Genomic DNA, 26,647 nt, shown 5'->3' with positions numbered 1-26,647 from the left:
GTTCAACGCGCGGACTCGCAGAGTCCACGCTACCTCCCTTAGTATGCTGATTCGCAATAAGTTGATGCTGCGCTTTACGCTGGTGGTGCTGGCCATTCAGGTCAGCTTCTCGGCGTTCATTTACTACTTCAATGCTGGCACGCGGGCGCAGCGCTTTGAGCACCGGCTGGGCACCAGCGCCACGCTGGCGGGGCGGCTGCTCATCAGGCCCGGCAAGCTCGAAACCGGGCGGCTGGGCAGCCTGCGCCGCCGCGACCTGCTGACGCTGCCCGAGGAGCAAATCAGCATTTACGGGCCGGGCGGCGAGTTGCGCTACAGCAGCGCCGACAACATTGACCAGGGCCCCAACCGGGCGCGGCTGGGCAGCCTGCGGCCGGGCCAGCTCACGGGCTTCGGGGCCGGCGGGCGGCGCGAGGCGGTGGGCCGGCCCTACGACCACGAAGGCGAGCAGTACGCCATTTTTGTGTCGGCCGACGACCAGGTGGGTAGGGCGCGGCAGCAGCAACTGGGCCTGCTGCTGCTGCTGGGCAACGTGGGGGCGCTGGCGCTCACCATTTTAGCGGGCTGGTACTTTGCGGGCGCGGCGCTGGCGCCGGTGGCGCGCATTGGGCGGCAGGCGGGGCGCATTTCGGCCACCAACCTGGGCCGGCGGCTGTCGGAGGGCAACGGGCGCGACGAGCTGGCCCAGTTGGCGCGGGCCTTCAACGCCATGCTGGCGGGGCTGGAGCAGGCGTTTGAGTCGCAAAAAAGCTTCCTGGCCCATGCCTCGCACGAGCTGCGCACGCCCCTCACCACCCTCACCGGCACCCTCGAAACGGCCCTGGCCTACGACGCCACCCTGCCCGACGCCCGCGAGAGCTTGGCCCAGTCGCTCGATGCCGCCCGCCACTTGCAGGGCCTCACCACCAGCCTGCTGGCCCTGGCCAAGGCCGACGGCACGCTGCCGCCCTTCGGCCCCGTACGCCTTGATGAGTGCCTAGGCCAAGCCCTCGATTTTGCCCGCGCCAAATACCCCGGCCGCGAGTTTCGGCTCGCGTTTGGGGCGCTGCCAGCCGAGGCCGAGGCCGATGTGTTTATGCTGCCCGGCAACGCCGAGCTGCTCACCACGGCCCTGCTCAACCTGCTCGATAACGCCGCCAAGTACTCGGCCGGCCTCGTGCTGGCCGAGCTGGCCTACGACGGCCCCGCCACCCTGCGCGTGCGCGTGGCCGACGCCGGCCCCGGCCTCAGCCCCGACGAGCTGAGCCACATTTACGAGCCGCTATACCGCGCCGCCGGGGCCATGGGCCGCCCCGGCTACGGCCTGGGCCTACCGCTTACCCAGCGCATTGTGCGCCGCCACGAGGGCCGGCTGGAGCTGGTTTCGGCCGTGGGCCAGGGCACTACGGCCACGGTGTGGCTGCCGGCCTCGCCGGTGTAGCGCGAAGTTTCCACTTCGTGCGCGAGCGCAGCGAGTATAATCGTTCGCGCCGTCCTAAGCCGCCTGCTCGCTGCGCTCGCGCACGAAGTGGAAACTTCGCGCTACTGCCTTCACTGCCTTTTCATCTTTTCTAATACCGTTCTCATACCGTTTTAATGTCGCGGGTGGTGCTTTGTGGGCAGTTGCCACTGCCCCGCTTGCTCATGCTCAATCCAATTCGGTCGTTGAATTTCCTGGCTCTGCTGCTGGCGGGGGCGTTAGCTTTATCGCTGATGCTCAATGGCTTCTTGCTGTATAGCCGCGCGCCGGCCACGGCCGACTACGAGGACTTGCAGGAAACCGAAGCCGACCTGCGCCTGACGCAGCGGCTGCTGGCCCGCTGCCAGTCCGACCACCAGCAGCAGGACAGCCTGCTGGCGCTGCGGCCCACGCCGCCGGCCATGTTGCCCACCGCCTCGGCCCAGTAGCCGGCCGGGGGCTTTTTGCTTGCTCATTTTTCTTTTAGTATGAATTCCTTATTTCGCCGCGTGCTTCTTCGTCCTTTTTCCCTGGCAGCCGTGGCTGGCGGGCTGCTGCTGAGTGGCTGCGGCAAAGGCCAGGCCGAAGGCACCAAGGCCGACGCGGCCCCCCAGGTGCCGGTGGTGGCCCTGCAAACCACCGACCAGCGCCTGTTCCGCGAGCACGTAGCCGATATTCAGGCCGAGCGCAACGTGGAGGTGCGGGCCAAGGTGCGCGGCTTTCTCGAAGCTATTTATGTGGATGAGGGCAAGTTTGTGAAGAAGGGCCAGCCCCTGTTTCGCATTCAGGCCAGCGAGTATAAAAACCAGCTGGCCCACGCCCGCGCCGCCGAGAGCAGCGCCCTGGCCGAGGTGGCCGCCGCTGAGGTGCAGCTGGGCCGGGTACAGCTGCTGGTGAGCAAAAACATTATTGCCGCTACCGAGGCCGACCTGGCCCACGCCAACCTGCGCACCGCCCGCGCCCACGTGGCCGAGGCCCGCGCCACCCAGAGCACGGCCCGCCTCAATCTCAACTACACGCTGGTGCGCGCGCCCTTCAACGGCGTTATCAACCGCATTCCGCTCAAGGTGGGCAGTCTGATTGAGGAAACCACGCTGCTCACGACCGTGTCGGATTTGACCCAGGTATTTGCCTACTTCGAGATTCCGGAAAACGAGTACCTCACGTTTGTGAAGCTGCGCGAAAAACACCCCGAGCAGAGCCGCTCCGACACCATCGCGCTGGTGCTGGCCGACGGCAGCCGCTACCCCTACCCCGGCTACATCGAAACCTCGGAGGGCGAGATTGACGAAAACACCGGCTCCATCGCCTTCCGCGCCCGCTTCGACAACCCCCAGCGCCTGCTCAAGCACGGCGCTACCGGCCGCGTGCGCCTCACCAACGTGGTGACCGCCGCGCTGCTGGTGCCCCAAAAGGCGGTGTTTGAAGTGCAGGACAAGAGCTACGTGTACCTGCTCGACAGCAACAACGTGGCCCACACGCGCGCCTTCGTGCCCGGCACCCGCACCGGCGACGACTACGTGGTGAAAAGCGGCCTCCAGCCCGGCGACCGCGTGGTGTACGAGGGTATGCAGCAGGTGAAAGACGGCCAGAAAGTGGTGCCCCGCAAGGCCGAGCTGCCACAGGCAGAAGCGTCGGCGGTGGCTAAGGTGCGGTAGGGCTTAACAAGTAGCTGCCTAATAACACAACGTTTGTCATGCTCATCTGGCGTCCGCGCAGCGCAGCGGAGTCAAAGCATGACAAACGAATCCTAGTTGACTACCAAGTTCTATGTTCGATATCTTCATTCGCCGCCCGGTGCTCTCGCTGGTTATCTCCCTGCTGATAACCCTGTTGGGAGGCTTGGCGCTGTTTCAGCTGCCCATCACGCAGTTTCCTGACATTGTGCCGCCCTCCGTAACCGTGACGGCGCACTACACCGGGGCCAACGCCGAGGTGTGCGCCAAGGCCGTGGCCACGCCCCTGGAGCGCTCCATCAACGGCGTGCCGGGCATGACCTACATGACGTCGGTGAACAGCAACGATGGCACCACGCTCATCGAAGTTTTCTTTGAGGTGGGCACCGACCCCGACCTGGCCGCCGTGGCCGTGCAGGGCCGCGTGCAAACCGTGGTGGACGAGCTGCCCGAGGAGGTAATCAAGGCCGGCGTGACCACCGAAAAGGAGGTAAACTCGATGCTGCTCTACCTCAACATCACGAGCACCGACAAGGCGGCCGGCGAGAAGTTTATTTATAACTACGCCGATATCAACATCTTGCAGGAGCTCAAGCGCATCAACGGCGTGGGCCTGGCTGAGATAATGGGTGCCCGCGAATACTCGATGCGCGTGTGGCTGAAGCCCGACCGCATGGCCGCCTACAACGTGGGCGCCGAGGAAGTGGTGGCCGCCATCCGGGCCGAAAACGTGGAGGCTGCCCCCGGCAAATCGGGCGAAAGCTCGGGCGGCAAGGCCCACGCCCTGCAATACGTGCTGCGCTACACGGGCAAAATGTTTGAGCCCGAGCAGTACCGCAACATTGTGCTGCGCGCCAACCCCGACGGCTCGGTGCTGAAGCTCAAGCAGGTGGCCGACGTCGAGTTTGGCTCGCTGGGCTACGGCATGGTGTCGAAGGAAGATGGGCGGCCCTCGGCGGCCATCATGCTCAAGCAGCGCCCCGGCTCCAACGCCAGCGAAGTAATTGCGGGCGTGAAGGCGCGCATGGCCGAGCTGAAAGCCACCAGTTTCCCGCCCGGCATGACCTACAGCGTGGCCTACGACGTGTCGCGCTTTCTGGATGCCAGTATTCACGAGGTGCTCAAAACGCTGGTCGAGGCGTTCATCCTGGTGTTTATTGTGGTGTTCGTGTTTTTGCAGGATTTCCGCTCCACGCTCATCCCGGCGCTGGCGGTGCCGGTGGCCCTCATCGGCACGCTGGCTATTATGAATGCGCTGGGGTTCAGCATCAACCTGCTCACGCTGTTTGCGCTGGTGCTGGCCATCGGCATCGTGGTTGATGACGCCATTGTGGTGGTGGAGGCCGTGCACGCCAAAATGCACAACGAGCACATGGGCCCCCGCGAAGCCACCTTCGCGGCCATGCACGAAATCAGCGGGGCCATTGTGGCTATTACGCTGGTAATGACGGCAGTATTTGTACCCACGTCGTTTTTGAGCGGTCCGGTGGGCGTGTTCTACCGGCAGTTTTCGCTCACGCTGGCCTCGGCGATTTTGATTTCGGCTATTAATGCCCTGACCCTTACGCCGGCTTTGTGCGCGCTGCTGCTCAAGGAAGTGGACCACGACAAAAAGCCGGGCCTGATGGGCCGGTTTTTCATCTGGTTTAACAAGCGCTACGACGGGCTGGCCAACGGCTACAAGCGCGTGCTGAGCGCGGTGGCCAACCGCCGCCTCATCACCCTGGGGGCCCTGCTGATGTTCATCGGGCTGGCCTGGGGCACGAGCGCCATTCTGCCCGCCGGCTTTATCCCCACCGAAGACCAGGGCATGATATACGTGAACGTGACCACCCCCCCCGGGGCCACCGTGGAGCGCACCGAAAAGGTGCTGGATGAGATTCAAAAAATCGCGGCCAAGCTCAAGCCCGTGGAATCGGTTTCGACCCTGGCCGGCTACAGCCTGCTCAACGACGTGGCGGGCTCGACCTACGGCATGGGCATGATTAACCTGGCGGGCTGGGAGGAGCGCAACCAATCGGTGGATGAGCTGATTGTCGAGCTGCGCGAAAAAACCAAGGGCATTTCGGATGCCAGCATCGAGTTTTTTCCGCCGCCCTCGGTGCCGGGCTTCGGCAACGCCAGCGGCGTGGAGCTGCGCGTGCTCGACAAGTCGGGCACCGGCGACTTGCAGCGCACGGCCACCGTGACCAAGGACTTTATTATGGCCCTCGACAAAACGCCGGCCATCGGCAACGCCTTCACCAACTACGACGCTAATTTTCCGCAGTACCTCATTCATGTGGACCAGGAGCAGGCCGCCAAAAAGGGCGTGACCGTGGACCAGGCCATGAGCACCCTGCAAACGCTGATTGGCAGCTACTACGCCTCCAACTTCATCCGCTTCGGGCAGCTGTATAAGGTGATGGTGCAGGCCTCACCCGAGTACCGCGTGAACCCCGACGACTTGCTGAAGCTGTACGTGAAAAACAACCGCGGCGAGCTGGTGCCCTACTCCACCTTCGTGCGCCTCGAGCGCGTGTACGGCCCCGACCAGCTCACGCGCTACAATATGTATACCTCGGCCATGGTGAGCAGCGATGCCGCCCCCGGGCACAGCACCGGCGACGTCATCAAGGCGGTGCAGGAAACTGCTAAGAAGGTGCTGCCCAAGGGTTTCACCTTCGAGTGGAGCGGCATGACCCGCGAGCAGGTGCTGTCGGGCGACCAGGCGCTCTACATCTTCGCGCTCGTTATCGTGTTCGTGTACCTCATTCTGGCGGCGCAGTACGAGAGCTTTCTGCTGCCCATGCCGGTGCTGCTGAGCTTGCCCACGGGCATTTTCGGGGCCTTCCTGTTCCTGAAAATTCTGGGGCTCGAAAACAATATCTACGCCCAGGTGGCGCTGGTAATGCTCATCGGCCTGCTGGGCAAAAATGCCATTCTGGTCATTGAGGTGGCCGAGCAGCGGCGGCGCGCCGGGGCCTCGGTGTTCGATGCCGTTATCGAGGGCACGCTCTCGCGCCTGCGGCCGATTTTGATGACGTCGTTTGCCTTTATCCTGGGCCTGATGCCGCTGGTAGTGGCCGACGGCGCGGGCGCCCTGGGCAACCGCAGCATCGGCACGGCGGCGGCGGGCGGCATGCTGCTGGGCACGGCCTTCGGCCTGCTGCTGGTGCCGGGCCTCTACGTCATTTTTGCGGGCATGATAAAGGTGGAGAAGCCCGAGCCGGTGACCGAAGCCGTGGAGGAAGAAGCGGAGGCGGCGCACGCCTAGCGCCCGTGGCACCCCACCCCCGGCCCCACACCCGGCTCCTCCCCTCCGGGAGAGGGGAGCCTGACGATTATTAAGTTCAATTATTTGATTCTGATGCTTTTTTCACGGTTTTTAAATTCATTTCTTAATAAGAAAGAAGTCGTCAGGCTCCCCTCTCCCGGAGGATGCCGCGCATTAAGCGGAGAAGGGCCGGGGGTGGGGTCCCACAGTCGGCGAGCCTACGCGGCCTTGGTAATTACCCTAGCCCTGGGTTCCTGCCAGGTCGCTGCGCCCCACACCTACCCGGCCGCCACCCCGCTGCCCGGCACCTACGGCTACCCCGCCGTGGGCGATAGCGCCAGCATCGGCGATTTGCCGTGGCGCAAGTTCTTCGCCGACCGCACGCTTATCGGCCTCATCGACACGGCTTTGCAGCAAAACCTGGACCTGCGCCAGGCCATTCAGCGCGTAGAGCAGGCCCGCGCCAACGTGCTGGAGCGCCGCGCCGCCCTGCTGCCCACCGTCAACGCCACTGCCACCGCGGGCTACGACCGCTACGGCCGCTACACCATGACCGGCGTGGGCAACTACGACACCAACCTCTCGCAGAATATCGACGGGCGGCAGATGGTACCCACCAGCGTCACGCCCGACTATTTCCTGGGGCTGCGTAGCACCTGGGAGGTGGACCTGTGGGGCCGCCTGCGCAGCCTGCGCAATGCCGCCCAGGGCCGCCTGCTGGCCTCCGAGCAGGGCCGGCAGCTCGTAGTAACGGGCATTGTAGCCGAGGTAGCTAATAACTACTACGAGCTGCTAACGCTTGACAATCAGCTGGCTACCTTGCAGCGCAACCTCGTGTTGCAGGAGCGGGCCTTCGAGATTACCAAGGTGCAGAAGCTGGCCGGCCGCGCCACCGAGCTGGCCGTGCAGCAGTTTCAGGCGCAGGTGCTGCGCACGCGCAGCCTGGTTTTTGAAACCCGGCAGCGGGTGGTGGAAACCGAAAACCAGCTCAACCAGCTGCTGGGGCGCTACCCGGGCCGCATTGCGCGCCCCGCCGAGCTGGCCGATGTGCAGGTGCCCGCCCGCCTGCTGGCCGGCGTGCCCGCCCGCCTGGTGCTGCGCCGCCCCGACGTGCGCCAAGCCGAGCTGAACCTGGCCGCCAACGGGGCCGACCTCGACGCGGCCCGCGCCGCCTTTTTGCCGGCCCTCACCCTCACGCCCTACGCCGGGGTCAACGCCTTTCGGGCGTCGCTGCTGTTTGAGCCCAGCTCGATAGTGGCGGGTATTTTGGGTGGCCTCAGCGCGCCCATTCTCAACCGCCGGGCGCTGCGCGCCCAGCGCAACCGCGCCACCGCGGCCAGCCTCGAAACCTACTTCGCCTACCAGAAAACCCTGCAAACCAGCGTGCGCGAGGTCACCAACAGCCTGCGGGGCGTGGCCAACTACGACAGCGCCGTGGTGCTGCGCCGCCAGGAAGTAATAACCCTGCGCCGCGCCGTAGAAACCGCCAGCCTACTGCAATACACCGGCTACGCCACGTACCTCGAAATCATCACGGCCCAGCGCAGCGTGCTCGACGCCGAGCTAAGCCTGGCCGAGCTGCGCCGCAGCCAGCTGCTGCAAGCCGTGGCCCTGTACCGCGCCCTGGGCGGCGGCGTGCAATAGGGCCCCACCCGGCTGCGGAGTGCTAGAACTGTCGGCGGTTCGGCGGTTACACCCCACAATTCACCCTGCTTTATGTCTGCTCCCGTTCTTACCACCGACCAGCTGGCCACCGGCCTCCCCTACGCCGCCTACCGCCAGCACATTGCCGACGCGCTGGCCACCCCCCAGCCCGATGAGCACCTAGCCAAAATACTGCCGCACTACCAGGCGGGTGTCAACCGCATGGACAAGGTTACGCCCACGGTAGTGGTGCTACCCGAGCTGCAAACGGTTCTCAACCAGCTTACTAGCAAATACCTCTGGGCCATCATCACGGAGGGCTGGTGCGGCGATGCGTCGCAGACCGTGCCCATCTTTGAGGCCATCGCCCAGGCTAGCGGCGGCCAGCTCGAAACGCGCTACTTCCTGCGCGATTCGCACCCCGAGCTTATCGACAAGTACCTCACCAACGGCGGCCGGGCCATTCCCATTACCGTATTCCTCCACGCCGACTCCCTTACCGAGGCTGGCGTGTGGGGCCCGCGCCCGGCGCCCGTGCAGGCCATCATGCAAGACCTGAAAGCGCGCGAAGCTCCCTTCGAGGAAATCGTGACCCAGGTGCACGCCTGGTACGACCAGGACGCCACCCGCACCACCCAGCACGAATTGCTGGCAGTGCTCCAGCGTCTCAGCTAGGTCGTTGTCAACGAATACGTTACCCACAAAAAAGCCCCGCGCTCGTCCAGAGCGCGGGGCTTTTCTGTGGGTAACGTATTCGGCTACTTTTTGGTCGTGTCGGCAGGCGCGGGGGCCGGGGCGGGCGCGGCGGGCTTTTTGCGGCCGCCAAACAGGCTGTTCAGCCCCGCGCCGATGGCTTGCTTGGCTTTTTCCTGCGCCTCCAGCTTCTTCTTCTGAATCTCCAGGTTGAGCTGCTCCTGCGAGTTTTGCTGCGCGGTGGCGGTGGCTTTATTCGTGCTGTCGCCCTTGGCTTTGTTCTTATTGGCGAGGCCCAGGAGGGCATCGGTGAGCTTGGTTTTCACCACGTTGGTCACAATGGCTTTGCCCTGGTCCTTGAGGCTGCCGCTGGTGAGCTTCACCACCGGGCTGGCCATGGTGCCACCGATGTTGAGGCCCAGCGTCACGCGGTCGGTGCCCTGGATGTTTTGCACGCCCGTGAGCTGCGTGAGCTTGCCACTCAGCGCGTTACCGAGCTTGCCGGTGGGCGCGTTGATGGCCGTGACGTACGAAAGCAGGCCGGCCAGGCTGTTCGAGCCGCCCACGGTCATCTTCACATCGCCGATGTTCAGGTCGAAGGGCTTCACCAGGAAGTTGCCGTTCACAATCTGGGCGTCCACAATCTTGTTGAGCACTTGCAGGTTTTTGAGTTCGGGCAGCGTGGTCAGGCTCGAAATCTGCGACATTACCGGCGACTGCAACACGCTGGCTTTCACGATGTCAAACAAGCCCTTGCCGCTCAGCGTGCTCAGCTTGGGCAGCATGTCCTGGCCCATTTCGCCGCTCACGCTAAAGTTGGTGCCGAATATCCCCTGCACCTGCGCGGCCAGCGGCACCAGCGCCTTAATGGTATTGAAGGAGCTAAACGCCTTCTGAAAATCGAGGTTCTTGATGTTCAGCCCCAAGTCAAACTTGGGGTGCGCCAGGTCCTGGGTATTGTAACTACCAGTGGTACCGAACGTTGCGCCCAACGTATTAAAGGTCAAATCCTTGAGCGTCGCCACCTCGTTCTTCACCGTCACGGCTCCGCTGGCGTTGGTCAGCTTCAGGTTGTCGTAGGTCACGTTGTCCACCTTGCTGTTGAGCACCAGGTCGAAGAACTTCGGAATCGGCACCACGCCGGTAGCTTTGGCGGGGGCGGCCTTGCCGGTGGCAGTCGATTTCTCACTCACCGGGTCCACCATAAACTCGTTCACGTTGAAGTTGTGCGAGGTCACGTTCATCGTGCCCTTCAGCGCCTGGCCGGGCGTGAAGAGGTAGCCCAGGTAGTTGCTCACCGTGCCGTTGGCCGCAAAATCGGAGGTGCCGGCCGTGCCATTGAGGCTCTGAATGGCAATCTGGTTGTTGTTGAACGTGCCCGCCGCGCTGCTGATATTCACGCCCTGCGGCAGGTCTTTGCTCTTGTAAGTCACGTTCTTAGCCTGCACCGTGCCGCTGGCCTTCACGTTCTGGTAGCGGCCGGCTTCCACGTCGGCCATGTTGCCGGCGGCGGCTATGTCGCCGCTCACGCGGCCCGTCACGGTCATGCCTTCGAGGGGGAAAATCTTGGTGATTTTGGTGAGGTCCACGGTGCCCTTTACATTGGCGTCGAACACGGGCGAGTTGATGTTGTGGGCTGCCAGGCGGCCGTCGAGCGGCTCGCCCTCCAGCATCATGTGAAACTGGGGCAGGTTCACGTAGGTATCGTTCACCTGGCCAGTCGAATTTACTACCGTACCGCTCAGGTTAATATCCTCAATCGGAGCCGGAAACTTATCCGATTTCACGTAGCCGTTGGTCATCTTGATGGCGGCGTTTACCACCGGCATCTGGGTTTTCGAGTAGGTGCCCTTGCCGGTGGCATCCACAAACAGCTGGCCGCGCATGGTGAGGCCGGCCACGGGGTACACTTTCAGCGCCTCGGCCAGGTTCACGTTGGCGCGTACGCGGCCATCCACCTTCATGGGCGCCAGGCCGTCGATGGTCACGTTGCCATCCACGGGGTTGGTGCCCAGGTCGAGGTGAAACTTCGACACGTTGACTTTCACGTTGTTCGTAAAGCCCGAGGGGTTATCCACCACCATCGCCACGTTGATATTCTTGGCCTCCTGCGGCAGCTGCGGGTACTTGAAGCGGCCGTTGGTCACGGTCAGGTTCACGCCGTAGCCGGGCATGCGCAGCTTGTTTTGCACGCCCTTGTAGTAGCCGCTGAACGCCACCTGCCCGCTCGCCGCCACATCCTTAAACTGCGCGTTGAACACGCCCGGCACCAAACTCAGAATGTTCTTAAAGTCGGTCTTCAACGCCTTAAACGTCACGTCATAGGTGATATCCGTGGCGTTGGGCAGCCCAATGGCGCCCGCAAAGCTGAACGGAAAGTCATTCAGCTTCACCTGGTTTTCCTTGAACGTGTAGAGGCTCTTGTTCAGGTCCATGCTCATGGCGATGGCGGCATCTACTTGCTTGTCGGTCAGGTAATTAATGCCGGCGTAATTGGCCGTGAGCTTGTCAATGGTCGTGTTGGAGGTGAGGTCGAAGACGTTCTGGGCAAAGTCGCCTTTGCCTTTGTGGTTCACGCCGCGCGCATCCATGCTGAACGGGATGGTGCGGTCCTCGTAGCGCAGCCGCCCGTCGGTGATTTCCCAGCCCCGAATGGCCAGGTTCACGGCGCTCGTATCCTGGCCCTTGGCGGCGGCGGCCGAGTCCGAAATCATGATATCCCAGTTGGGCAGGCCGCTTTTGAGCACCTTCACCGAAAACTCGGGCCGGTCGAGGGCCATGCTCTTAATAGCAATCTGCTGGCCTTTGATAACGCTCATCAAGTCCAGGCCTACTTTCAAATCGGGCAGGTACACCAGTGTATCGCGGCTGAACGAGTCGAGGCCAATTACGCGCAGGTTCTTGATGTCCAGGCCCAAATCGGGAAACGTGCTGAGCAGCGTCACCCCAATATCGTCGGGGTTGTACTGCACCTTGGCCCGCACGCGCTGGGCTATCTGCTGGTCGGCCAGCGCCCGCAATTTGTCTTTAAACAAGAACGGCGCGGCCACCAGTGCCACCACCAGCAGCACAACAAACACCAGAAAACCAAGCAGAATTTTACGCATCGCAGAAGAGAATGAAGAGCCTTTGGGCAAAAGTAAGCGCCGGCCTAGCCCAGCTTAACGCGAAAAGGAGGCCGATTGCACCCGGCGGCGGCATTTTTTCTGCCAATGACTGGGTTTTATCCAGCAAAAAGCCCCTTTGCGGAGGAGCAAAGGGGCTTTTCAGATGGGTTACGTCAGGGCACTACTTCCCCGCGTGCTGCTCCAGAAACAGATACCGCGCCCGCGTTTGGTCGGGCACTGCCTGGGTGGTGGCATCCAGGCGCAGCAGCTGGCCGTTTTGCTGGCTGGCCTTGGGCCAGGTGGGCAGACCCGCGCCGTTGGGGTTACCGGTTTTAATGAAGTTGGCGAAGTAGCCCTGCATGGTTTTGGATACCTGGTAATCATCAGCTGTCCAGGCATATACCTTATTGGTGGGTAGGTTACCCAGGGCATACTCAATCTCGGCCGAGTGCACGGCGCCCTTGGCGAGCGGCGCGGGCTTGGCATTGGGGTCGCCCTTGGTTACGCCGCCGGCCAGGTTGGCGGTGGCGCTGCCCATTGCGGGCGTCATGGCCGGGCGCGGGCGCGCGTAGAGGTAGCGGTACACGGGCTGGCCGCCGGTTTGGAGCTGGGCCTCGGTCAGCTTCCAGGTGCTGTAGGCGATGAAGCGGTCGCCAGCCAGGTCGGTGGCAGCCTGCTCGGCCTCGGCATCGGTGGTGGCGGAGTAGAGGCGCTGAATATCAGCTCCTTGCTCACCATATAGCTTTTGCACGGCAGCCTGGTAATTCTCCCTGGTAGGTGCGGCCGGGCCAAGCACCAGCTGGTAGCCCATCTCCTGCGAGTTCCAGCCCACCAGCAGCGGCACGTGCGCCTGCTGGCCAGCAGCAAAAATCTCGGCCGGCGAGCGGGGCAGGAAGTAGCCATCGACCACGGGCGCAAAGCGCGGCGCGCCCTGCTTGCCGCTGGCTTCCAGCAGCTGCTGGGCCGGCAGCGCCCGCAGCGCCGCCAGCGAGGTAGCGCCCACGCGCGCGCCGAAGGCCGTGCCCGTTTCCTCGCCTTGCGCCAGGGTGGGCAGCGGCTGCAAGCCCAGCAGCGAGCCGCTTTCGGCAATGGCCCCGGCTATCAGGCCTCTAGAAACCGGCGCGGCCATTTGCGCGCTCACCGACCACGAGCCGGCCGACTCGCCGCCGATGGTAATGTGCTGGGGGTCACCCCCAAAGGCCGCAATATTGGCCCGCACCCACTGAATAGCCGCCGCCTGGTCGAGCAGGCCGTAGTTGCCCGAAGCGTGGTGCGCCGACTCCTTGGTGAGCTCGGGGTGGGCCATAAAGCCGAACACGCCCAGGCGGTAGTTCACCGTCACGGTCACGATGCCTTGCCGGGCTAGCGCCTCGCCGTCGTAGCGCGGCTCCGAGCCATCGCCGGCCACGAAGCCGCCACCGTAGAAATACACCAGCACCGGCCGCTTTTCCTGGGCCGTTTTGGCACCCGTCCACACGTTGAGGTACAGGCAGTCCTCGCTCACGCCATTCGAGCGAAAGTTCATGTCGCCAAATAGCGGCAGCTGCATGGCGCGCGGGCCAAACTGGGTGGCCGGCCGCACGTTGGCCCACTTCGGGGCGGGCTGCGGGGCCTGCCACCGGCGCCCGCCCACCGGCGGCGCGGCGTAGGGAATACCCTTAAACTCGTGGATGCCGCTGGGCGCGGTGCTACCGGCCAGCCGGCCGCCGGCCGTTTGCACCTGGTTATGGAGAAGGTCGCTACCGCTCTGGGCCGCGGCCACCAAGGTCAGGAAAAGAATGGGCAAGGAAAGGAGCAGTTTCATGCCGAAAGGTAGTAGCGCGAAGTTTCCACTTCGTGCGCGCGAGCAGCGAGCAGGCGGGGCCGTGCGGCGCGCACGCACGAAGGCGGAAGCTTTGCGCTATACGCAAAAAGCCCCGTTGCCAGCTGGGCAACGGGGCCTCTATCAAATTAAAAATCTGTCAATTACCCTAAAGCAGCGCTTGGCCGGGGCCTCTGGTCGACCAGCTTGCGCCGGCGGACCGGGAGCCGGCCGGCTTACAGCAATTCGGTGCTGCGCTTTACGAAGGCCGTGAGGGCCTCGCCCTTCAGCATGCCCTGCGTGAGCAAAGCCAGGTCAAACGCCTGCTTGGCAATGGTGGCCCCGCCGTCGGCGAGCACCTTGGCCACGAGCGGGCTGTTGGCGTTTACGGTCACGTCGAACGAGTCGGGCATGGCGCCAAACATCTGCATGCCGCCGCCGCCACCGGAGCGCTGCATATCTTTCATGCGGCGCATAAACTCGTTTTGGGTAATGACCACCGGTGCATCCTGCGGCGAGAGAGCCGCCACTTTGACGTGCATGGCCGGGTTGCTGATGGCGTTCACAAACACCTCGCTCAGCTTGGTCTGGTCGTCGTCGCTGAGCACACTGGCCTGGGCGTCGTCCTTTTCAATGAGCTGGCTGGCCGTGGCCGCGTCTACGCGCTTGAACGTGGTTTTCTCTAATTTCTGCTCTAGCTGGCCGATGAAGTGCGGGTCGAGCATGTGGTCGAGGCTCAGCACGTCGTAGCCGCGCTCCTGAGCGGCGGCCACGAAGCCGTGCTGCTGCTCGGCATCGGTGGTGTAGAGCACCACGGTATTGCCATCCTTATCCTGCTGGTTGGCCTGCACGTGCTCGGCGTATTCGGTGAGGGTGCGCAGGGTGCCGTCCACGCTTTTCAGCAGTACGAAGTCCTTGGCGCGCTCGTAAAACTTCTCGTCCGAGAGCATGCCGTACTTCACAAACAGCCCAATGTCAGCCCATTTCTCCTCGTAAGCGGGGCGGTCCTTGCGGAATAGCTCGGCCAGTTTATCGGCTACCTTCTTGGTGATGTAGGTGTTGATTTTGCGCACCGCGGCATCGGCTTGCAGAAACGAGCGCGATACGTTGAGCGGGATATCGGGCGAGTCAATTACGCCATGCAGCAGCATCAGAAACTCAGGCACCACGTCCTTCACCTCGTCGGTGATGAACACCTGGCGCGAGTACAGCTGAATCTTGTTGCGCGAAAATTGCAGCTCATCCTTCACCTTGGGGAAGTACAAAATACCCGTGAGGTTAAACGGATAGTCCACATTCAGGTGAATCCAGAACAGCGGCTCGTCCATGCTCATCGGGTAGAGCTCCTGGTAGAACTTCTTATAGTCCTCGTCGGTGAGGTCGGCGGGCTGCTTGGTCCAGATGGGCGTGGTGTCGTTAATCAGCTCCCCCTCAAACTCAATCGGCACTGGCAAAAACTTGCAGTACTTGGTGAGAATGGTGCGCAGGCGGGCTTCTTCGAGAAACTCGTCCGAGTCGTCGGCTACGTGCAGCACCACATCGGTACCGCGCTCGGCCTTTTCGTGCTCGCCGGTGGGCTCGTCGATGGTGTACTGCGTGCTGCCGTCGCAAGTCCAGTGGGCGGTCAGCGCATCTTCCTGGTACGACTTCGACCAGATTTCAACCTCTTTCGACACCATGAAGGCCGAGTAGAAGCCCAGGCCGAACTGCCCGATTATCTGGTCTTTAGCCGTGGCATCGGTATCCTTGTACTTCTCCACAAACTCGGTGGCCCCGGAGAAGGCAATCTGGTTGATGTACTTCTTAATTTCCTCGGCGCTCATGCCCAGGCCGTGGTCCGATACCGTGATTTTGCGGGTTTCTTTGTCCACGGTTACGCGCACTTTCAGCTCGCCCAGCTCGCCCTTAAACTCGCCCTGGCGGGCCAGGCTTTGCAGCTTTTGGGTGGCATCAACGGCGTTGCTGACCAGCTCGCGCAGGAAAATCTCGTGGTCAGAATACAAGAACTTCTTGATGATGGGGAAGATGTTCTCGGTATGGATGGAGATGGAGCCGGTTTCGGACATCGGAAAGAAATAACTGAGTGAAATAATAAAAGGCTGACTAACAGGCAGGGCCCGCTAGCCAGCCTTTCAATTCAAAGGCTGTTCCAAGGTGTGGCTAGCTGCCAGGTTGGCAGTCGGCGCGCGCGCGGCGCTGGTAGTGGGCGCGGGGCTCGGCTACTCCGCTGGGCGCGTTATAGGCATTGCCGCAGCCGCTGGCCCACTCGGCAAGCAGTGCGGGCAGCTGCGGCGAATCATCAGTAAGCCAGGCCATTGCAGCGTCTGCATTCGTAAAGAATTGCACGTCGAACGGAATGGTTTTGGCCACGGCGACCAGCAGGCCCTCCAGCACGTGCTGGTTGTAGATGCGCTGGCCCGAGAGCACCACCACCATCTGCCGCAGCGGCAGCTTAATCAGGGTGGGCATGAAGCTGGTGCTCAGCCACAACTGGTCATACACCGACACGTCGGGCAACGCGTTGAGGTCCAGCACTACGCGGCCCACGCCAAGGTGGGTAAGCACGCGTTGCAGCTGCGTAAAGGCGCGCTGAAAGTAGCGCATATTGCGGCCACCCACCCACGCCACCCGCGCCACGTTCAGGGGCTCGTCATTTTGTACGCAAAACTCCTCTATCGTGTTAATAATCATAAACTTATTCTGCCTTCATCTTTAGTAGTGGCAGCTGGCTGAGCACCAGGGTAGCAGCGGAGCGGCACATATACGCAAACGCGCTTAAAATGGACGTAGTAGTACTTGAATTCAAGTAGTAACCATGCGGTAATTAGTACTTGGGGCGGCGGTATTCTACCTCCTCCAGTACGCCGGGAAGCTCCTCGCCCACCAGAAACTCCACTACCAGCTTGCGCCGGCCCACCTGCACAAGCCGCTGGTGGTCGAACGACGAGCCGCCCGCCGTGGCTGGGCTCTGGGCGAAGAGCGTATTGTCCCGAACGAAGTAGGTGCCTATTTCATTGCGAACGGGCTGGCCGGGGCGGGCAATGCTGAACGCATAGGTGCCGTCGGGTCGAAACGTGACCAGCAGGCGGGCGGTTCCCGCAGTTACCGCCCGGTTGAGGGCGGCTACTTCGGGGTTATCCATGCGGGCCAGCAGCGCGGGGTCGGCCCCCTGGTCGGTCACAAAGCTGATTTGGCGCAGCTCCCATTGGCCCAGCAGCGCGGCCGGCACCTGGGCGCAGGCGCGGCCCATGAGCAGCACCAAGCCCGCCAGCAGCCATAACCTACGCCAATAAACAGGGTGCATCAAGTAGCTATATAGTATGAGGTGGCCAAGATACGCGGCTAGCAGAGTATCTCGGCCAGCCTGGTGGCGCTGCACTACGGTATTCAGCCCGAAACGACCTATTTTGTAACATTGTTGCAACAAATAAGTCTCCCAACGTTTCCTTACCCCTAACTTTGCAGAACCGATGCAACCATTGCGCGGCAGTTGTCTCTATCCAGTAGCGCTTACTTGGTTATTACCGTGTTACGGCTCGCCTTCCGCCCCTACCTCGCCCTGCTGCTGCTGCTCTGCCTGGTGCGGACGCTGCTGCCCGAGGCGTGGGTGCTGGCGCTGCACCGCCACGGCCACACTACTGAGGTAGCGGCCACCCACCGCCCCACTGGCCAGCCGCTGGCCAGCCCCCAGCACACCCACTGCCATACCGAGCAGTTTTACAATACGCCCTTTGTGGCGGCGTTCCCGATACGCGTGCCACAGCCGCGGCTACGCGCCCACTACCAGCCGCTGGCCGTGCCGGCCCAGCTGGCCAGCCTGGCGGCAGTGCTGCGAAGCACGGCCCTGCGCGGCCCCCCGCGGGCGTAGGCTGCCCTAGGGTAGCCACCTATTCGCAGTGTTTTGTCTTTTATATTTATAGGCTATTCGCCTGATTGTCAGCATTTATAGCTGACCTTATCCGCTTGCCGCCCGGCCCTACAGGGCCCGCCGCCCCGGTTTTTCTCTGGTTTGGTTTTAGAGAAAATGTGAACATACCCTGGCCCCTGGCTGAGGTTTGTTTGCGGGGCGGGGTGCGGCTGGCTGGATAGCGCAACGCGGTAGCCTGCCCCTCATTTCGCGGTTTTTTATGCTTCGTACCTCTGTACTGGTGGTGCTAGCCAGCACCTTGTCTTTTTCGGCGGGGGCGCAGGTAGCCCCAGCTACTACCCCAGCTCGCGGCCGGGCCGCCACCTTCGCCGGCCGCCTCACCGATGCGGCCACCGGCCAGCCGCTGCCGGGTGCCAACGTTGTCTTTCCTGACCTCAAGCAGGGCGCGGCCACCGATGCCGATGGGCGCTTCAGCTTCGCCAACCTGCCCCGGGGGCGGTTTTTGGTGCAGGTTACTTCGCTGGGCTACAACACAATAACCCAAACCATTGCTACCGGCACCGGCCAGGCCCTCGACCTCAGGCTCACGCCCGCGGCCACCGAAATAGGCCAGGTAGTAGTCACGGGCGTGAGCCAGGCCACGGAGCTACGCCGCTCGCCGGTGCCCACCACCGTGGTGGACCGCACGCGCCTCAACCAGACCTCGGCCACCAATATTATTGATGCCATTGCCCACACGCCGGGCATCAGCCAGATTACCACCGGCGCGGCCATCAGCAAGCCCGTGGTGCGCGGGCTGGGCTACAACCGCGTGGTGACCCTGAACAACGGCGCCAAGCAGGAGGGCCAGCAGTGGGGCGACGAGCACGGCATTGAGATTGACGAGTTCAGCATCGACCGGGCCGAAATTATTAAGGGGCCGGGCTCCTTGCTGTATGGCTCCGATGCTATGGCGGGCGTCATCAACTTCCTGGCTCCCGACCCCATTGCCGAGGGCCGCATCACGGGCTCGGCCACGGCCAACTACCAGACCAACAACCACCAGCAGGGCTACTCCCTGGAAAACGCGGGCAATATCAACGGCCTCAACTGGCTGGCGCGCGGCACCCGCAAGGTGGCCGGCAACTACCAGAATCGCTACGACGGCCACGTGTTTAACTCGGGCTTTAATGAGTGGAACGCCAACGGCTACCTGGGCCTGAACAAAAGCTGGGGCTATTCGCACCTCACGTTCAGCACGTTCAACCAAAACCTGGGCCTCGTGGAGGGCGAGCGCGACAGCCTGAGCGGCCGCTTTGTGCGCGAGGTGGCCGTGGGCGGCCAGACAGAGTCGCGGGTGGTGAGCAACGACGAGCTGCGCGGCTACGGCCTCACCCAACCCCGCCAACTCGTTAACCACCTGCGCTTTGGCACCGACAACAGCTTTGTGGTGGGCCAAAACGGCGGCCGGCTCACGCTGCAAGTCAACTACCAGCAAAACCTGCGCCGCGAGTACGGCGACGTGCTCAACCCCGACCAGCCGCAGCTCTACTTCCAGCTGCGCACCGTGGACTACGCCCTGCGCTACTTCGTGCCCGAGTTTGGCGGCGGCTACAACCTGGCCGTGGGCACCACCGGCCTGCGCCAGCAAAACCGCAACCTGGGCACCGAATTCCTCATTCCGGCCTACAATATGACCGAGGGCGGCGTGTTTGGGGTGCTCAAAAAGTCGTTTGGCGGCCTCGACCTCAGTGGTGGGCTGCGCTACGACGTGCGCCGCATTTCGGCCCAAACCCTGTTTCTCGACGGCAACGAGCAGCCCACCGCGCCGGGCGCCGAAACCAAGTTTCCGGGCTTCCTCAGCACTTTTAATAACTACAGCGGCAGCTTGGGCGCGGCCTACAACCTCAGCGACCGCCTCACGGTGAAGGCCAATATTTCGCGGGGCTTCCGGGCCCCCAACATTGCCGAGCTGGGGGCAAACGGCGTGCATGAGGGTACCATTCGCTACGAGGTGGGCCAGCCCGGCCTCCAAGCCGAAACCAGCTTGCAGGCGGATGCGGGCGTAAGCTATACCTCTGAGCACGTGCGCTTTACGGTCGATGCGTTTGAAAACAGCATCAGCAACTACATCTTTGCGCGGCGGGTGCTGAACCGGGCTGGCACCGATTCGCTGGTGTCCACGGGGCCCGATATTGGGTTGTTCAACTACGTGCAGGGGCAGGCGCGGCTGCTGGGCGGCGAGGTCACGCTCGATTTTCACCCCCACCCGCTCGACTGGCTGCACTTCGAAAACTCGTTTGCCCTAGTGCGCGCCCGCCAGCTCGACGTGCCCGCCGAGCAGCAATTCCTGCCCTTCATTCCGGCCGACCGCCTGCAAAGCGAGCTACGCGGCAACTTCCGCCGCCAGGGCCAGCGCCTCACCAACGTGTACGCCCGCTTTCAACTGGAGCAAACCTTTGCCCAGAACCGTTTTTTTGGGGCTTTCGACACCGAAACGGCCACCCCGGCCTACACCTTGTTTAATGCCGGCGTGGGCACCGATGTGGCCGATGCCAAGGGCCGCACGCTGTTCTCGCTCTACATCACGGCCAACAACCTCTTCGACGTGGCCTACCAAAGCCACCTTAGCCGCCTCAAGTACGAGGCCGTCAACTACGCCACCGGCCGGCGCGGGGTCTACAATATGGGCCGCACGCTGAGCGTGAAGCTGGTGGTGCCGCTGGCGTTTAAGTAGTACGTTCTCCGGTACAACGGCTTTGCCGGCCGACTGGTTGTTGCGTGCGCCACCTGGCCAGTCGTGCGGCCAGCGGGCGCGCAACAACTAGTCGGCTGGCTCCGCCACCGTGTCGGCGCCCGCAAAACCTGAGTCGGATAGCCTCTAAATCAAAATTAGTTGGGCTTGCCCGAACTATCCGGAGGGCCCTGCGTTGAAGACGCGGCCACGTAAACGGGCTTTAATTTATCCTATGAAAAAGTTATTTTTTGGGGCTGCTTTTGCCCTGAGTGCCTTGGTTGCCACTTCGGCCCACGCCCAAACCACCACTACTGACCAAACGGGCCCCTCTCCCCAACCGGTGCAAAATACCCAAGCCACCTACGACCAGCAGCGCGACCAACGCAAGGCGGCCGACCTAGCGGTAGAGGACAGCCGCCGCCAGGTAAAGCAGCAGGAAAGCCAGAACCGCGACCTGAAGAACCAGATGAAGCAGCAGCGCCAGCAGGCTAAGCAACAGAACGCGCAGATGAAGGTGGCCCGCCAGCAGGCCAAAGAAGCCCGCACGCAGGAGAAAGCCGCTAAAACTCAGCTGCGCGCGCAAAAAGCGGCTGAGAAAGCTGCGCGCAAAATGCAGTAAGCCAGCCAATAGTGCACGCAGTTGCGCCGCTACCAACAAAAAGCTCCGGCCCTGGCCGGAGCTTTTTTTGTTTTGCCCGTATGCTTGCTTTTACTCACGCCGCTCGCATTTTCGCCCCATGGCCGCCAAAAACCCCGCCCAATACTACCCGCTGCACCATTTCGTGGTGCTGCCCCTCACGCTGCTGATGGTGGGCTATACCATTCGGCGCTACGTGGGCGTGGCCGGCGACGACTCCGAAATTTCGCGGCTCTGGTTTTCGCTGGCGGCCGTTACACTGCTCTTTTTTGTAACCGTGGTGATGCTGCGCCAACACTACGCCCTGGTGCTGCAAGACCGAGTGGCCCGCCTCGAAGTGCGCCAGCGCTATTTTGAAGTAAGCGGCCAGCGCTTCGCATCACTCGAAAAAAACCTCACTCTCAAGCAAATACTTACCCTGCGCCTCGCCGGCGACCAGGAACTGCCCGCCCTGGCCCAGGCCGCAGCCCAGGAAAAACTAACGCCCAAAGACATCCTGGCCCGCATCAACGACTACCAGTTTGACACCATCCGCGTGTGACCATGCGGTAACTGAGTAACTGAGTACATCGACTACTCGCCGGCTTTTCTGCTCAGTTACTCAGCTACTCACTTACCCATTTACCATTTATGATTCTTTACAACGTCACCACTAGTCTCGAACCCAGCATTGCCGACGAATGGGTGGCCTACATGCGTGAGCACCACATGGCCGAAGTAGTTGGTACTGGATGCTTTATCAAAAGCACGCTGCTACGCCTCCTCAATGAGGAAGACGGCGGTGTGACCTACGCTGCCCAGTATTTCAGCGTCAGCCTGGAGCAATTAGATGCTTACCAGGCGCACTTCGCGCCCGCCCTGCGCCAGGAAATGGATAAGCGCTTTGCGGGCAAATACCACTCCTTCCGCACCACGCTGGAAGTGGTGGAGTAAAGAAGTAGCGCGAAGCTTCCGCTCCGTGCGCGAGCGCAGCGAGCAGGCGGCACTGAATAACCCGAATGCAAGATGCTCGCTGCGCTCGCGCACGAAGTGGAAACTTCGCGCTACCGCATTTCAAACAACGTGAAGCTCCACACATCGGCCCACTCAGCTATTTGGAGTTGGGTGCTTTTGCCCGCGCCGTGGCCAGCGTTCACATCGATGCGGATGAGGGTGGGCGCGTCGCCCGCCTGGTCGGCTTGCAGCTGGGCCGCGAATTTGAAGGAGTGGGCCGGCACCACGCGGTCGTCGTGGTCGGCGGTGGTGATGAGGGTGGCGGGGTAGGCCGTGGCGGGCTTCAGGTTGTGTAACGGCGAGTAGCTGAGCAGGTTACGAAATTGCGCCTCGTCATCGGAGGTGCCGTACTCGGGGGCCCAGTTCCAGCCGATGGTGAATTTCTGGTACTTGAGCATGTCCATAACACCCACGGCGGGCAGGGCCACGCGGCACAGCTCGGGCCGCTGCGTCATAATGGTGCCCACCAGAAGGCCACCGTTCGAGCCGCCCGCAATGGCCAGCTTGGCAGCGCAGGTATAGCCCTGGCTCACCAGGGTTTCGGCGGCGGCAATAAAGTCGTCGAACACGTTTTGCTTGTGGGGCGTCATGCCGGCCTGGTGCCAGGCCTCGCCGTATTCGCCGCCGCCGCGCAGGTTCGGAATGGCCAGCACGCCGCCCTGCTCCAGCCACAGCAGCCGCGCCACCGAGAAGCCCGGCGTCACGCTCACATTGAAGCCGCCGTAGGCATAGAGGTAGGTGGGATTTTGGCCATCGAGCGCCAGCCCCTTTTTGTGGGTGATGAACATGGGCACCCGCGTGCCGTCTTTGCTGGCGTAGAACACCTGGGTGGTCACGTAATCAGCGGGTTGCACGTCCACGGTAGGCGCCTTAAACACCGTGCTCACGTTGGCCACCGGGTCATAGTGATAGATGGTGGTCGGGTACGTAAACGAGGTGAAGGCGTAGTACAGCACCTTGTCGTCGCGCCGGCCGCCAAAGCCGCCCGCCGTGCCAATGGCCGGCAGCGTCACATCGTGCTGGTGCTCACCCTGTTCCGAATACACCCGCACCCGCGAGCTGGCATCGTGCAGGTAGGTAGCCAGCAGGCACCCCGCCGCCAGGCTGATGCCTTCGAGCTTCTCCGTGGCTTCGGCAATAACGTCTTGCCAATCAGCCGCTTGGCCGGGCCACACGCGCACGATGCGGTAGTTGGGCGCGTGGTCGTTGGTATACAGCAGCAGCTCGTCGCCGAGGCTGCCGATTACGCTGGTGTCAAACGCGTAGCTGGGCTGCACGGTGAGCCAGGCCGCCGCCTGGGCGGGATTTTGCAAGTCGCGCACCAGCAGCTGGTTACCATCGCTTTGGCCATCGGTGAGGCTCAGGCAGAGCCAGCGCTCGTCCTCCGTCACGTCGGCAATGCGGAAGCCCAGGGCCATTGCTGGGTTTTCGTACACCAGCTCGTCGGCGCTTTGGGGCGTGCCGAGGCGGTGGTAATACACTTTGTGAAACTCGTTTTTGCCGGCCAGCGCGGCCTCGCCGGGCCGGGGCGCGTCGTAGGCGCTGTAGTAAAAACCCTCCTTAGCCCAAGCCACGCCCGATACTTTTACCCAGTCCAGGGCATCGGGCAGGGGCTGGCGGCTGGCCATGTCGAGCAGCCGGATTTGCTGCCAGTCCGAACCGCCGCCGCTGGTGGTGTAGGCCAGGTAGCGGTGGTCGTTGCTGAAGTGCAGGCCCGTGAGCGCCGTGGTGCCATCGGCCGAAAACTGGTTGGGGTCGAGCAGCACCGTGGCCGTGTCCAGGGGCTGGCCCACCGGCACAGCGTACACTACGGCCTGGTTTTGCAGGCCATTGTTCTTACTAAAAATCAGCAGTTTACCTTCCTGGCTCGGCACGCCGTAGCGCTCGTAGTCCCAGAGTTGGGTGAGACGCTCGCGCAGCTTATCGCGAAACGGAATCTGGGCCAGGTAGGCAAACGTTACCTCGTTTTCAGCTTGCACCCAGGCGGTGGTTTCGGCCGAATCGGCGTCTTCGAGCCAGCGGTAGGGGTCGGGCACTTCGGTGCCGAAATAGGTGTCGGGCTGCGGGTCGCGGCGGGCGGCGGGATACGTCAAAATGAAAGAGCAATAAGGGAGCTACGGGCCGGGCACCACCTTGGGTGCAGGGCGCTCCAAAGTGGGCGACTCGGTGAGAATATGCTTATTGGAAATAGCGTTGGCGCGCACGGCCGCCTTGCGCTCCGGCGCGCGGGAGGTGGCAATGCGGCAGCCGGCCGCCAGCGGCAGCCCCGCCAGCACCAAACCCAGCCGAAGGATAGTAATGCGCGTCATAACACCATAAGAATAAGGAGCGGGGCCGGATGTTTGCCCCTCCGGCCCGCGGGGTCAGGCATCGGGGGTAGTTTCGGGGGCTGGGCGTAGGGCCTCGGCCACGCGGGCGGCTACCAGCGCCTCTACCTGCTGGTGCTGGGCGGCCGTGAGCCCGGCGCTGGCGGCGGGAGCCGCCCGGCGCAGCTGCCGTAGCTCGCGGCCCAGGCTCAGGCGTAGCATGGCGTAGAGCACCAGACTCAAGATACTTAATATCAGCGCTAACGGCGCAAATATTCGGTTTAGGAGCGGCTCGGCGGCGGGCGCGGGGCCGGCGGGGGTAAGCTGGGTAGTGGGGCCGCCGCTGGCTTCAGCGGCTTCGGCGGGACCGGCACCGGTGCCGGCATCAGCCTCGGCCTGGGGCGCGGGGGTGGGGTCGGTGGGCGGCAGGCCGGTTTGCACATAGTCGTTGAGCTTTTTTTCGAGGGCTTGCAGGCCGGCCAGGCGGGCGGGGTCGCGCTGCCGGGCGGGCGAGGCCTTCAAGCGACCAATGATGGCCTTGGCGAGCGCCGCTACCCGAGCCGGATTGTTCTTTAACCCTTTGTAAATCTTGCCTTTGCCCTCAATGGGCAGGTACAACACCGAGTAGATGCGCAGGCTGTCGGGCCGCAGGCTGGCGGCTAGGCCGGCCAGGTTGCCGCCCTCGCAGCGCAGCGTGCGTTGCAGCTGCGGCCGGCCGGCATCGGCGTACACGTAGCGGGCGGTGGCGCACCAGATTTGCACCTTGGCCTCGTCGAGCGAGGGCTGGCCGAGGGGGGTTTGGGCGCGGGCGGCGGCGGGGGCCAGCAGCCAGGCCGCCAGCAGCACCAGGCACCAGGGGCCGACAAGTTGGTTTTTCATAAGTAAGAAGAGTAGGCAGCAGATGGGGACCGGAAAGTACGACGCGGCCCCGCCCCCGCCAAGGGGCAGTTATCTTTGGGGGCTTTTATAGTTTTTAGCTATGCACATCGAAGTTCTCAAGTCCAAAATCCACCGGGCCAAAGTGACCCAGGCCGAGCTGCATTACGTGGGCAGCATTACCATTGACGAAGACCTGCTCGACGCCGCCAATATGGTGGAGAATGAGAAGGTGACCGTGGTGAACGTCAACAACGGCGAGCGCCTCGAAACCTACACCATCAAGGGCGCGCGCGGCACGGGCATGATTTGCCTCAACGGCCCCGCCGCCCGCAAGGCCGCCGTGGGCGACATCGTCATTGTCATTTCCTACGGCCTCGTCGATTTCAAGGAGGCCCGCGCCCACCAGCCCACCATCATTTTCCCCGACCAGCACAACCGCCTGGGTTGAGCCGTTAGCTAACAGCTGCTAGCTGTTAGCTTTTTTGTCGAACGAAAGCTAACGGCTAACAGCTGTTAGCTAATAGCCAAAAAATGAAGCACTTAATTACCATCCTCAAGTACGCCCTGCTCCTGGGGATTTCGGGCGCGCTCATGTGGTATGCAGTGCGCGGGCAGGATTTGTCGCGCATCGGGCACTACATCCGCACGGCCAACTATTTCTGGCTTTCGCTCACGCTGTTTCTCTCAGTGCTGGGCTACTTCAGCCGCGCCTACCGCTGGCAGATGCAGCTCACCGCCTCGCGCACCCCGGCCCCGTTCTGGACCATCTACCACGCCATGATGGTGGGCAACCTAGCCAACCTGGTGCTGCCGCGCATGGGCGAGGTTATTCGCTGCTCGGTGCTGCGGCGCACGGGCGGGGTGCCGGTGCAGGTGGCGCTGGGCACCGTGGTTACGGAGCGCGTTATCGACGTGCTGGTGCTGCTTAGCTTACTGGGGGCCACGCTGTTGCTCGATTTCAACACCTTCTGGGCCTTTGCTACTGATAAGCTCTTGGGGGGCCAGTACGATGCGCTAGCCCGCAACCGCACGCCCCTGCTGCTGGCCGCGCTGGGCGGCTTGGTGCTGCTGGCCGTGGCCACCTACACGCTGGTGCGCAACCTGGAGCGCCTGCGCCAGAATGCCCTTTTCAACAAGGCGGCGCTCTTCATGAAGGGCCTACTGGCTGGCGTGTTCAGCGTGCTCAAAATGGAGCACAAGGGCGTGTTTCTACTGCATACCCTCTTCACGTGGGGCGTGTATTACCTCATGGATTACCTGGCGTTTTTCTGCTTTCCCGAAACCTACGGGCTGGACATGAAGGCCGGCCTGGCGGTGCTCACCTTCGGGGCATTCGGCATGGCCGCACCGGTGGCGGGCGGCATCGGGCCGTTTCACGTGCTGGTGCAGGGCATTTTGCTGGCCTACGGGGTCAACAAGGAAGCCGGCATTGCCTACGCCCTGGTGGTGCACGGCGCCCAAACGCTGCTAGTGGTGGTAATGGGCGGCATCAGCTTCGTGGCCGTGGCCGCCGCCGACAAAGGCAACATGGTGGCCGAAGCCGAAGCCCTGGCAGATGAGCCCCTGACCACGGAGTGAGTTGGTGATTGGCCCCGGAGGGTGCGTACCACCGCTCGCTTTGCGTTAAGCCTGA

Annotated in this window: 21 protein-coding genes; 13 read left to right on the top strand and 8 right to left on the bottom strand. The window is 62.7% G+C overall.

Going from position 1 to position 26,647, the window contains the following annotated elements:
* Nucleotides 1-43 precede the first annotated feature (43 nt).
* From QMK33_RS14060 to QMK33_RS14035, 6 genes are all read left to right on the top strand, one after another.
* The gene (locus QMK33_RS14060) at nt 44-1,420 is read left to right on the top strand and encodes a sensor histidine kinase (protein WP_283565233.1); all 1,377 of its coding nucleotides are present in this window, start codon (nt 44-46) and stop codon (nt 1,418-1,420) included.
* Between the two features lie 203 nt (nt 1,421-1,623).
* Nucleotides 1,624-1,887 (top strand): hypothetical protein, encoded by a 264-nt coding sequence (locus QMK33_RS14055; RefSeq protein ID WP_283565232.1) that lies wholly within the window; start codon nt 1,624-1,626, stop codon nt 1,885-1,887.
* A gap of 39 nt (nt 1,888-1,926) precedes the next feature.
* Nucleotides 1,927-3,096 (top strand): efflux RND transporter periplasmic adaptor subunit, encoded by a 1,170-nt coding sequence (locus QMK33_RS14050; RefSeq protein ID WP_283565231.1) that lies wholly within the window; start codon nt 1,927-1,929, stop codon nt 3,094-3,096.
* Between the two features lie 112 nt (nt 3,097-3,208).
* On the top strand, nt 3,209-6,370 hold the full coding sequence (locus QMK33_RS14045) for an efflux RND transporter permease subunit (RefSeq protein ID WP_283565230.1): 3,162 nt from the start codon (nt 3,209-3,211) through the stop codon (nt 6,368-6,370).
* 228 nt (nt 6,371-6,598) lie between these two features.
* A complete protein-coding gene (locus QMK33_RS14040) occupies nt 6,599-8,014 on the top strand; it encodes an efflux transporter outer membrane subunit (protein ID WP_283565229.1) in 1,416 nt (471 codons plus the stop codon).
* 72 nt (nt 8,015-8,086) lie between these two features.
* On the top strand, nt 8,087-8,689 hold the full coding sequence (locus QMK33_RS14035; protein WP_283565228.1) for a thioredoxin family protein: 603 nt from the start codon (nt 8,087-8,089) through the stop codon (nt 8,687-8,689).
* 83 nt (nt 8,690-8,772) lie between these two features.
* On the opposite strand, the gene QMK33_RS14030 is transcribed toward QMK33_RS14035, so the two are convergent.
* The 5 genes from QMK33_RS14030 to QMK33_RS14010 all read right to left on the bottom strand — a co-directional run bounded on the left by QMK33_RS14030 (nt 8,773) and on the right by QMK33_RS14010 (nt 16,919).
* Nucleotides 8,773-11,814 carry an AsmA family protein gene (locus QMK33_RS14030; RefSeq protein ID WP_283565227.1) on the bottom strand — a complete coding sequence of 1,014 codons (3,042 nt, stop codon included), beginning with the start codon at nt 11,812-11,814 and terminating at the stop codon, nt 8,773-8,775.
* 181 nt (nt 11,815-11,995) lie between these two features.
* Nucleotides 11,996-13,618, bottom strand: coding sequence for a carboxylesterase/lipase family protein (locus QMK33_RS14025; RefSeq protein ID WP_283565226.1), 1,623 nt, complete (start codon nt 13,616-13,618; stop codon nt 11,996-11,998).
* Between the two features lie 233 nt (nt 13,619-13,851).
* Nucleotides 13,852-15,681: a molecular chaperone HtpG gene (gene htpG, locus QMK33_RS14020; RefSeq protein WP_283565225.1), complete on the bottom strand. Its 1,830-nt coding sequence runs from the start codon at nt 15,679-15,681 to the stop codon at nt 13,852-13,854.
* Nucleotides 15,682-15,775: 94 nt separating this feature from the next.
* On the bottom strand, nt 15,776-16,306 hold the full coding sequence (locus QMK33_RS14015; protein ID WP_283565224.1) for a hypothetical protein: 531 nt from the start codon (nt 16,304-16,306) through the stop codon (nt 15,776-15,778).
* 133 nt (nt 16,307-16,439) lie between these two features.
* On the bottom strand, nt 16,440-16,919 hold the full coding sequence (locus QMK33_RS14010; RefSeq protein ID WP_283565223.1) for a hypothetical protein: 480 nt from the start codon (nt 16,917-16,919) through the stop codon (nt 16,440-16,442).
* A 222-nt stretch (nt 16,920-17,141) separates the two neighbouring features.
* Between QMK33_RS14010 and QMK33_RS14005 the strand changes: the two genes are divergently transcribed.
* From QMK33_RS14005 to QMK33_RS13985, 5 genes are all read left to right on the top strand, one after another.
* Nucleotides 17,142-17,483 (top strand): hypothetical protein, encoded by a 342-nt coding sequence (locus QMK33_RS14005; RefSeq protein WP_283565222.1) that lies wholly within the window; start codon nt 17,142-17,144, stop codon nt 17,481-17,483.
* Between the two features lie 259 nt (nt 17,484-17,742).
* On the top strand, nt 17,743-20,199 hold the full coding sequence (locus QMK33_RS14000; protein ID WP_283565221.1) for a TonB-dependent receptor: 2,457 nt from the start codon (nt 17,743-17,745) through the stop codon (nt 20,197-20,199).
* Nucleotides 20,200-20,431: 232 nt separating this feature from the next.
* On the top strand, nt 20,432-20,818 hold the full coding sequence (locus tag QMK33_RS13995) for a hypothetical protein (RefSeq protein ID WP_283565220.1): 387 nt from the start codon (nt 20,432-20,434) through the stop codon (nt 20,816-20,818).
* Between the two features lie 118 nt (nt 20,819-20,936).
* Complete coding sequence (locus QMK33_RS13990; RefSeq protein ID WP_283565219.1) at nt 20,937-21,377, top strand: DUF6526 family protein; 441 nt, start codon at nt 20,937-20,939, stop codon at nt 21,375-21,377.
* An 89-nt stretch (nt 21,378-21,466) separates the two neighbouring features.
* On the top strand, nt 21,467-21,769 hold the full coding sequence (locus QMK33_RS13985) for a DUF4286 family protein (RefSeq protein ID WP_283565218.1): 303 nt from the start codon (nt 21,467-21,469) through the stop codon (nt 21,767-21,769).
* A 110-nt stretch (nt 21,770-21,879) separates the two neighbouring features.
* Here QMK33_RS13985 and QMK33_RS13980 read toward each other — a convergent pair whose 3' ends face one another.
* Genes QMK33_RS13980 through QMK33_RS13970 form a run of 3 tightly spaced genes read right to left on the bottom strand, consistent with a single transcriptional unit; the run spans nt 21,880 to nt 25,014 of the window.
* On the bottom strand, nt 21,880-23,922 hold the full coding sequence (locus QMK33_RS13980; protein WP_283565217.1) for a prolyl oligopeptidase family serine peptidase: 2,043 nt from the start codon (nt 23,920-23,922) through the stop codon (nt 21,880-21,882).
* A gap of 21 nt (nt 23,923-23,943) precedes the next feature.
* Entirely contained in the window at nt 23,944-24,138 is a 195-nt protein-coding gene (locus QMK33_RS13975; protein ID WP_283565216.1) for a hypothetical protein, read from the bottom strand.
* Between the two features lie 54 nt (nt 24,139-24,192).
* Entirely contained in the window at nt 24,193-25,014 is an 822-nt protein-coding gene (locus QMK33_RS13970) for a hypothetical protein (RefSeq protein ID WP_283565215.1), read from the bottom strand.
* A 100-nt stretch (nt 25,015-25,114) separates the two neighbouring features.
* On the opposite strand from QMK33_RS13970, the gene panD reads away from it, so the two are divergent.
* A complete protein-coding gene (gene panD / locus QMK33_RS13965; protein ID WP_283565214.1) occupies nt 25,115-25,462 on the top strand; it encodes an aspartate 1-decarboxylase in 348 nt (115 codons plus the stop codon).
* Nucleotides 25,463-25,545: 83 nt separating this feature from the next.
* A complete protein-coding gene (locus QMK33_RS13960; RefSeq protein WP_283565213.1) occupies nt 25,546-26,592 on the top strand; it encodes a lysylphosphatidylglycerol synthase transmembrane domain-containing protein in 1,047 nt (348 codons plus the stop codon).
* Nucleotides 26,593-26,647: the final 55 nt, after the last annotated feature.

It is taken from the genome of Hymenobacter sp. H14-R3 (assembly GCF_030063445.1).
In the GTDB taxonomy this organism is placed as follows: domain Bacteria; phylum Bacteroidota; class Bacteroidia; order Cytophagales; family Hymenobacteraceae; genus Hymenobacter.
Note: the sequence above shows the minus strand (reverse complement) of the source record. Positions and strands in the feature narration are given on the sequence as shown.

Excerpts from the sequence above, each read along its gene's own strand:
- QMK33_RS14015 (WP_283565224.1), bottom strand. The coding sequence starts at position 16,306 with ATGATTATTAACACGATAGAGGAGTTTTGCGTACAAAATGACGAGCCC.
- QMK33_RS14010 (WP_283565223.1), bottom strand. The coding sequence starts at position 16,919 with ATGCACCCTGTTTATTGGCGTAGGTTATGGCTGCTGGCGGGCTTGGTG.
- QMK33_RS14030 (WP_283565227.1), bottom strand. The coding sequence starts at position 11,814 with ATGCGTAAAATTCTGCTTGGTTTTCTGGTGTTTGTTGTGCTGCTGGTG.
- QMK33_RS14000 (WP_283565221.1), top strand. The coding sequence starts at position 17,743 with ATGCTTCGTACCTCTGTACTGGTGGTGCTAGCCAGCACCTTGTCTTTT.
- QMK33_RS13975 (WP_283565216.1), bottom strand. The coding sequence starts at position 24,138 with ATGACGCGCATTACTATCCTTCGGCTGGGTTTGGTGCTGGCGGGGCTG.
- panD (WP_283565214.1), top strand. The coding sequence starts at position 25,115 with ATGCACATCGAAGTTCTCAAGTCCAAAATCCACCGGGCCAAAGTGACC.
- QMK33_RS13990 (WP_283565219.1), top strand. The coding sequence starts at position 20,937 with ATGGCCGCCAAAAACCCCGCCCAATACTACCCGCTGCACCATTTCGTG.
- QMK33_RS14035 (WP_283565228.1), top strand. The coding sequence starts at position 8,087 with ATGTCTGCTCCCGTTCTTACCACCGACCAGCTGGCCACCGGCCTCCCC.
- QMK33_RS14045 (WP_283565230.1), top strand. The coding sequence starts at position 3,209 with ATGTTCGATATCTTCATTCGCCGCCCGGTGCTCTCGCTGGTTATCTCC.
- QMK33_RS14025 (WP_283565226.1), bottom strand. The coding sequence starts at position 13,618 with ATGAAACTGCTCCTTTCCTTGCCCATTCTTTTCCTGACCTTGGTGGCC.
- QMK33_RS14060 (WP_283565233.1), top strand. The coding sequence starts at position 44 with ATGCTGATTCGCAATAAGTTGATGCTGCGCTTTACGCTGGTGGTGCTG.
- htpG (WP_283565225.1), bottom strand. The coding sequence starts at position 15,681 with ATGTCCGAAACCGGCTCCATCTCCATCCATACCGAGAACATCTTCCCC.
- QMK33_RS14055 (WP_283565232.1), top strand. The coding sequence starts at position 1,624 with ATGCTCAATCCAATTCGGTCGTTGAATTTCCTGGCTCTGCTGCTGGCG.
- QMK33_RS13995 (WP_283565220.1), top strand. The coding sequence starts at position 20,432 with ATGAAAAAGTTATTTTTTGGGGCTGCTTTTGCCCTGAGTGCCTTGGTT.
- QMK33_RS13970 (WP_283565215.1), bottom strand. The coding sequence starts at position 25,014 with ATGAAAAACCAACTTGTCGGCCCCTGGTGCCTGGTGCTGCTGGCGGCC.
- QMK33_RS14050 (WP_283565231.1), top strand. The coding sequence starts at position 1,927 with ATGAATTCCTTATTTCGCCGCGTGCTTCTTCGTCCTTTTTCCCTGGCA.
- QMK33_RS13985 (WP_283565218.1), top strand. The coding sequence starts at position 21,467 with ATGATTCTTTACAACGTCACCACTAGTCTCGAACCCAGCATTGCCGAC.
- QMK33_RS13960 (WP_283565213.1), top strand. The coding sequence starts at position 25,546 with ATGAAGCACTTAATTACCATCCTCAAGTACGCCCTGCTCCTGGGGATT.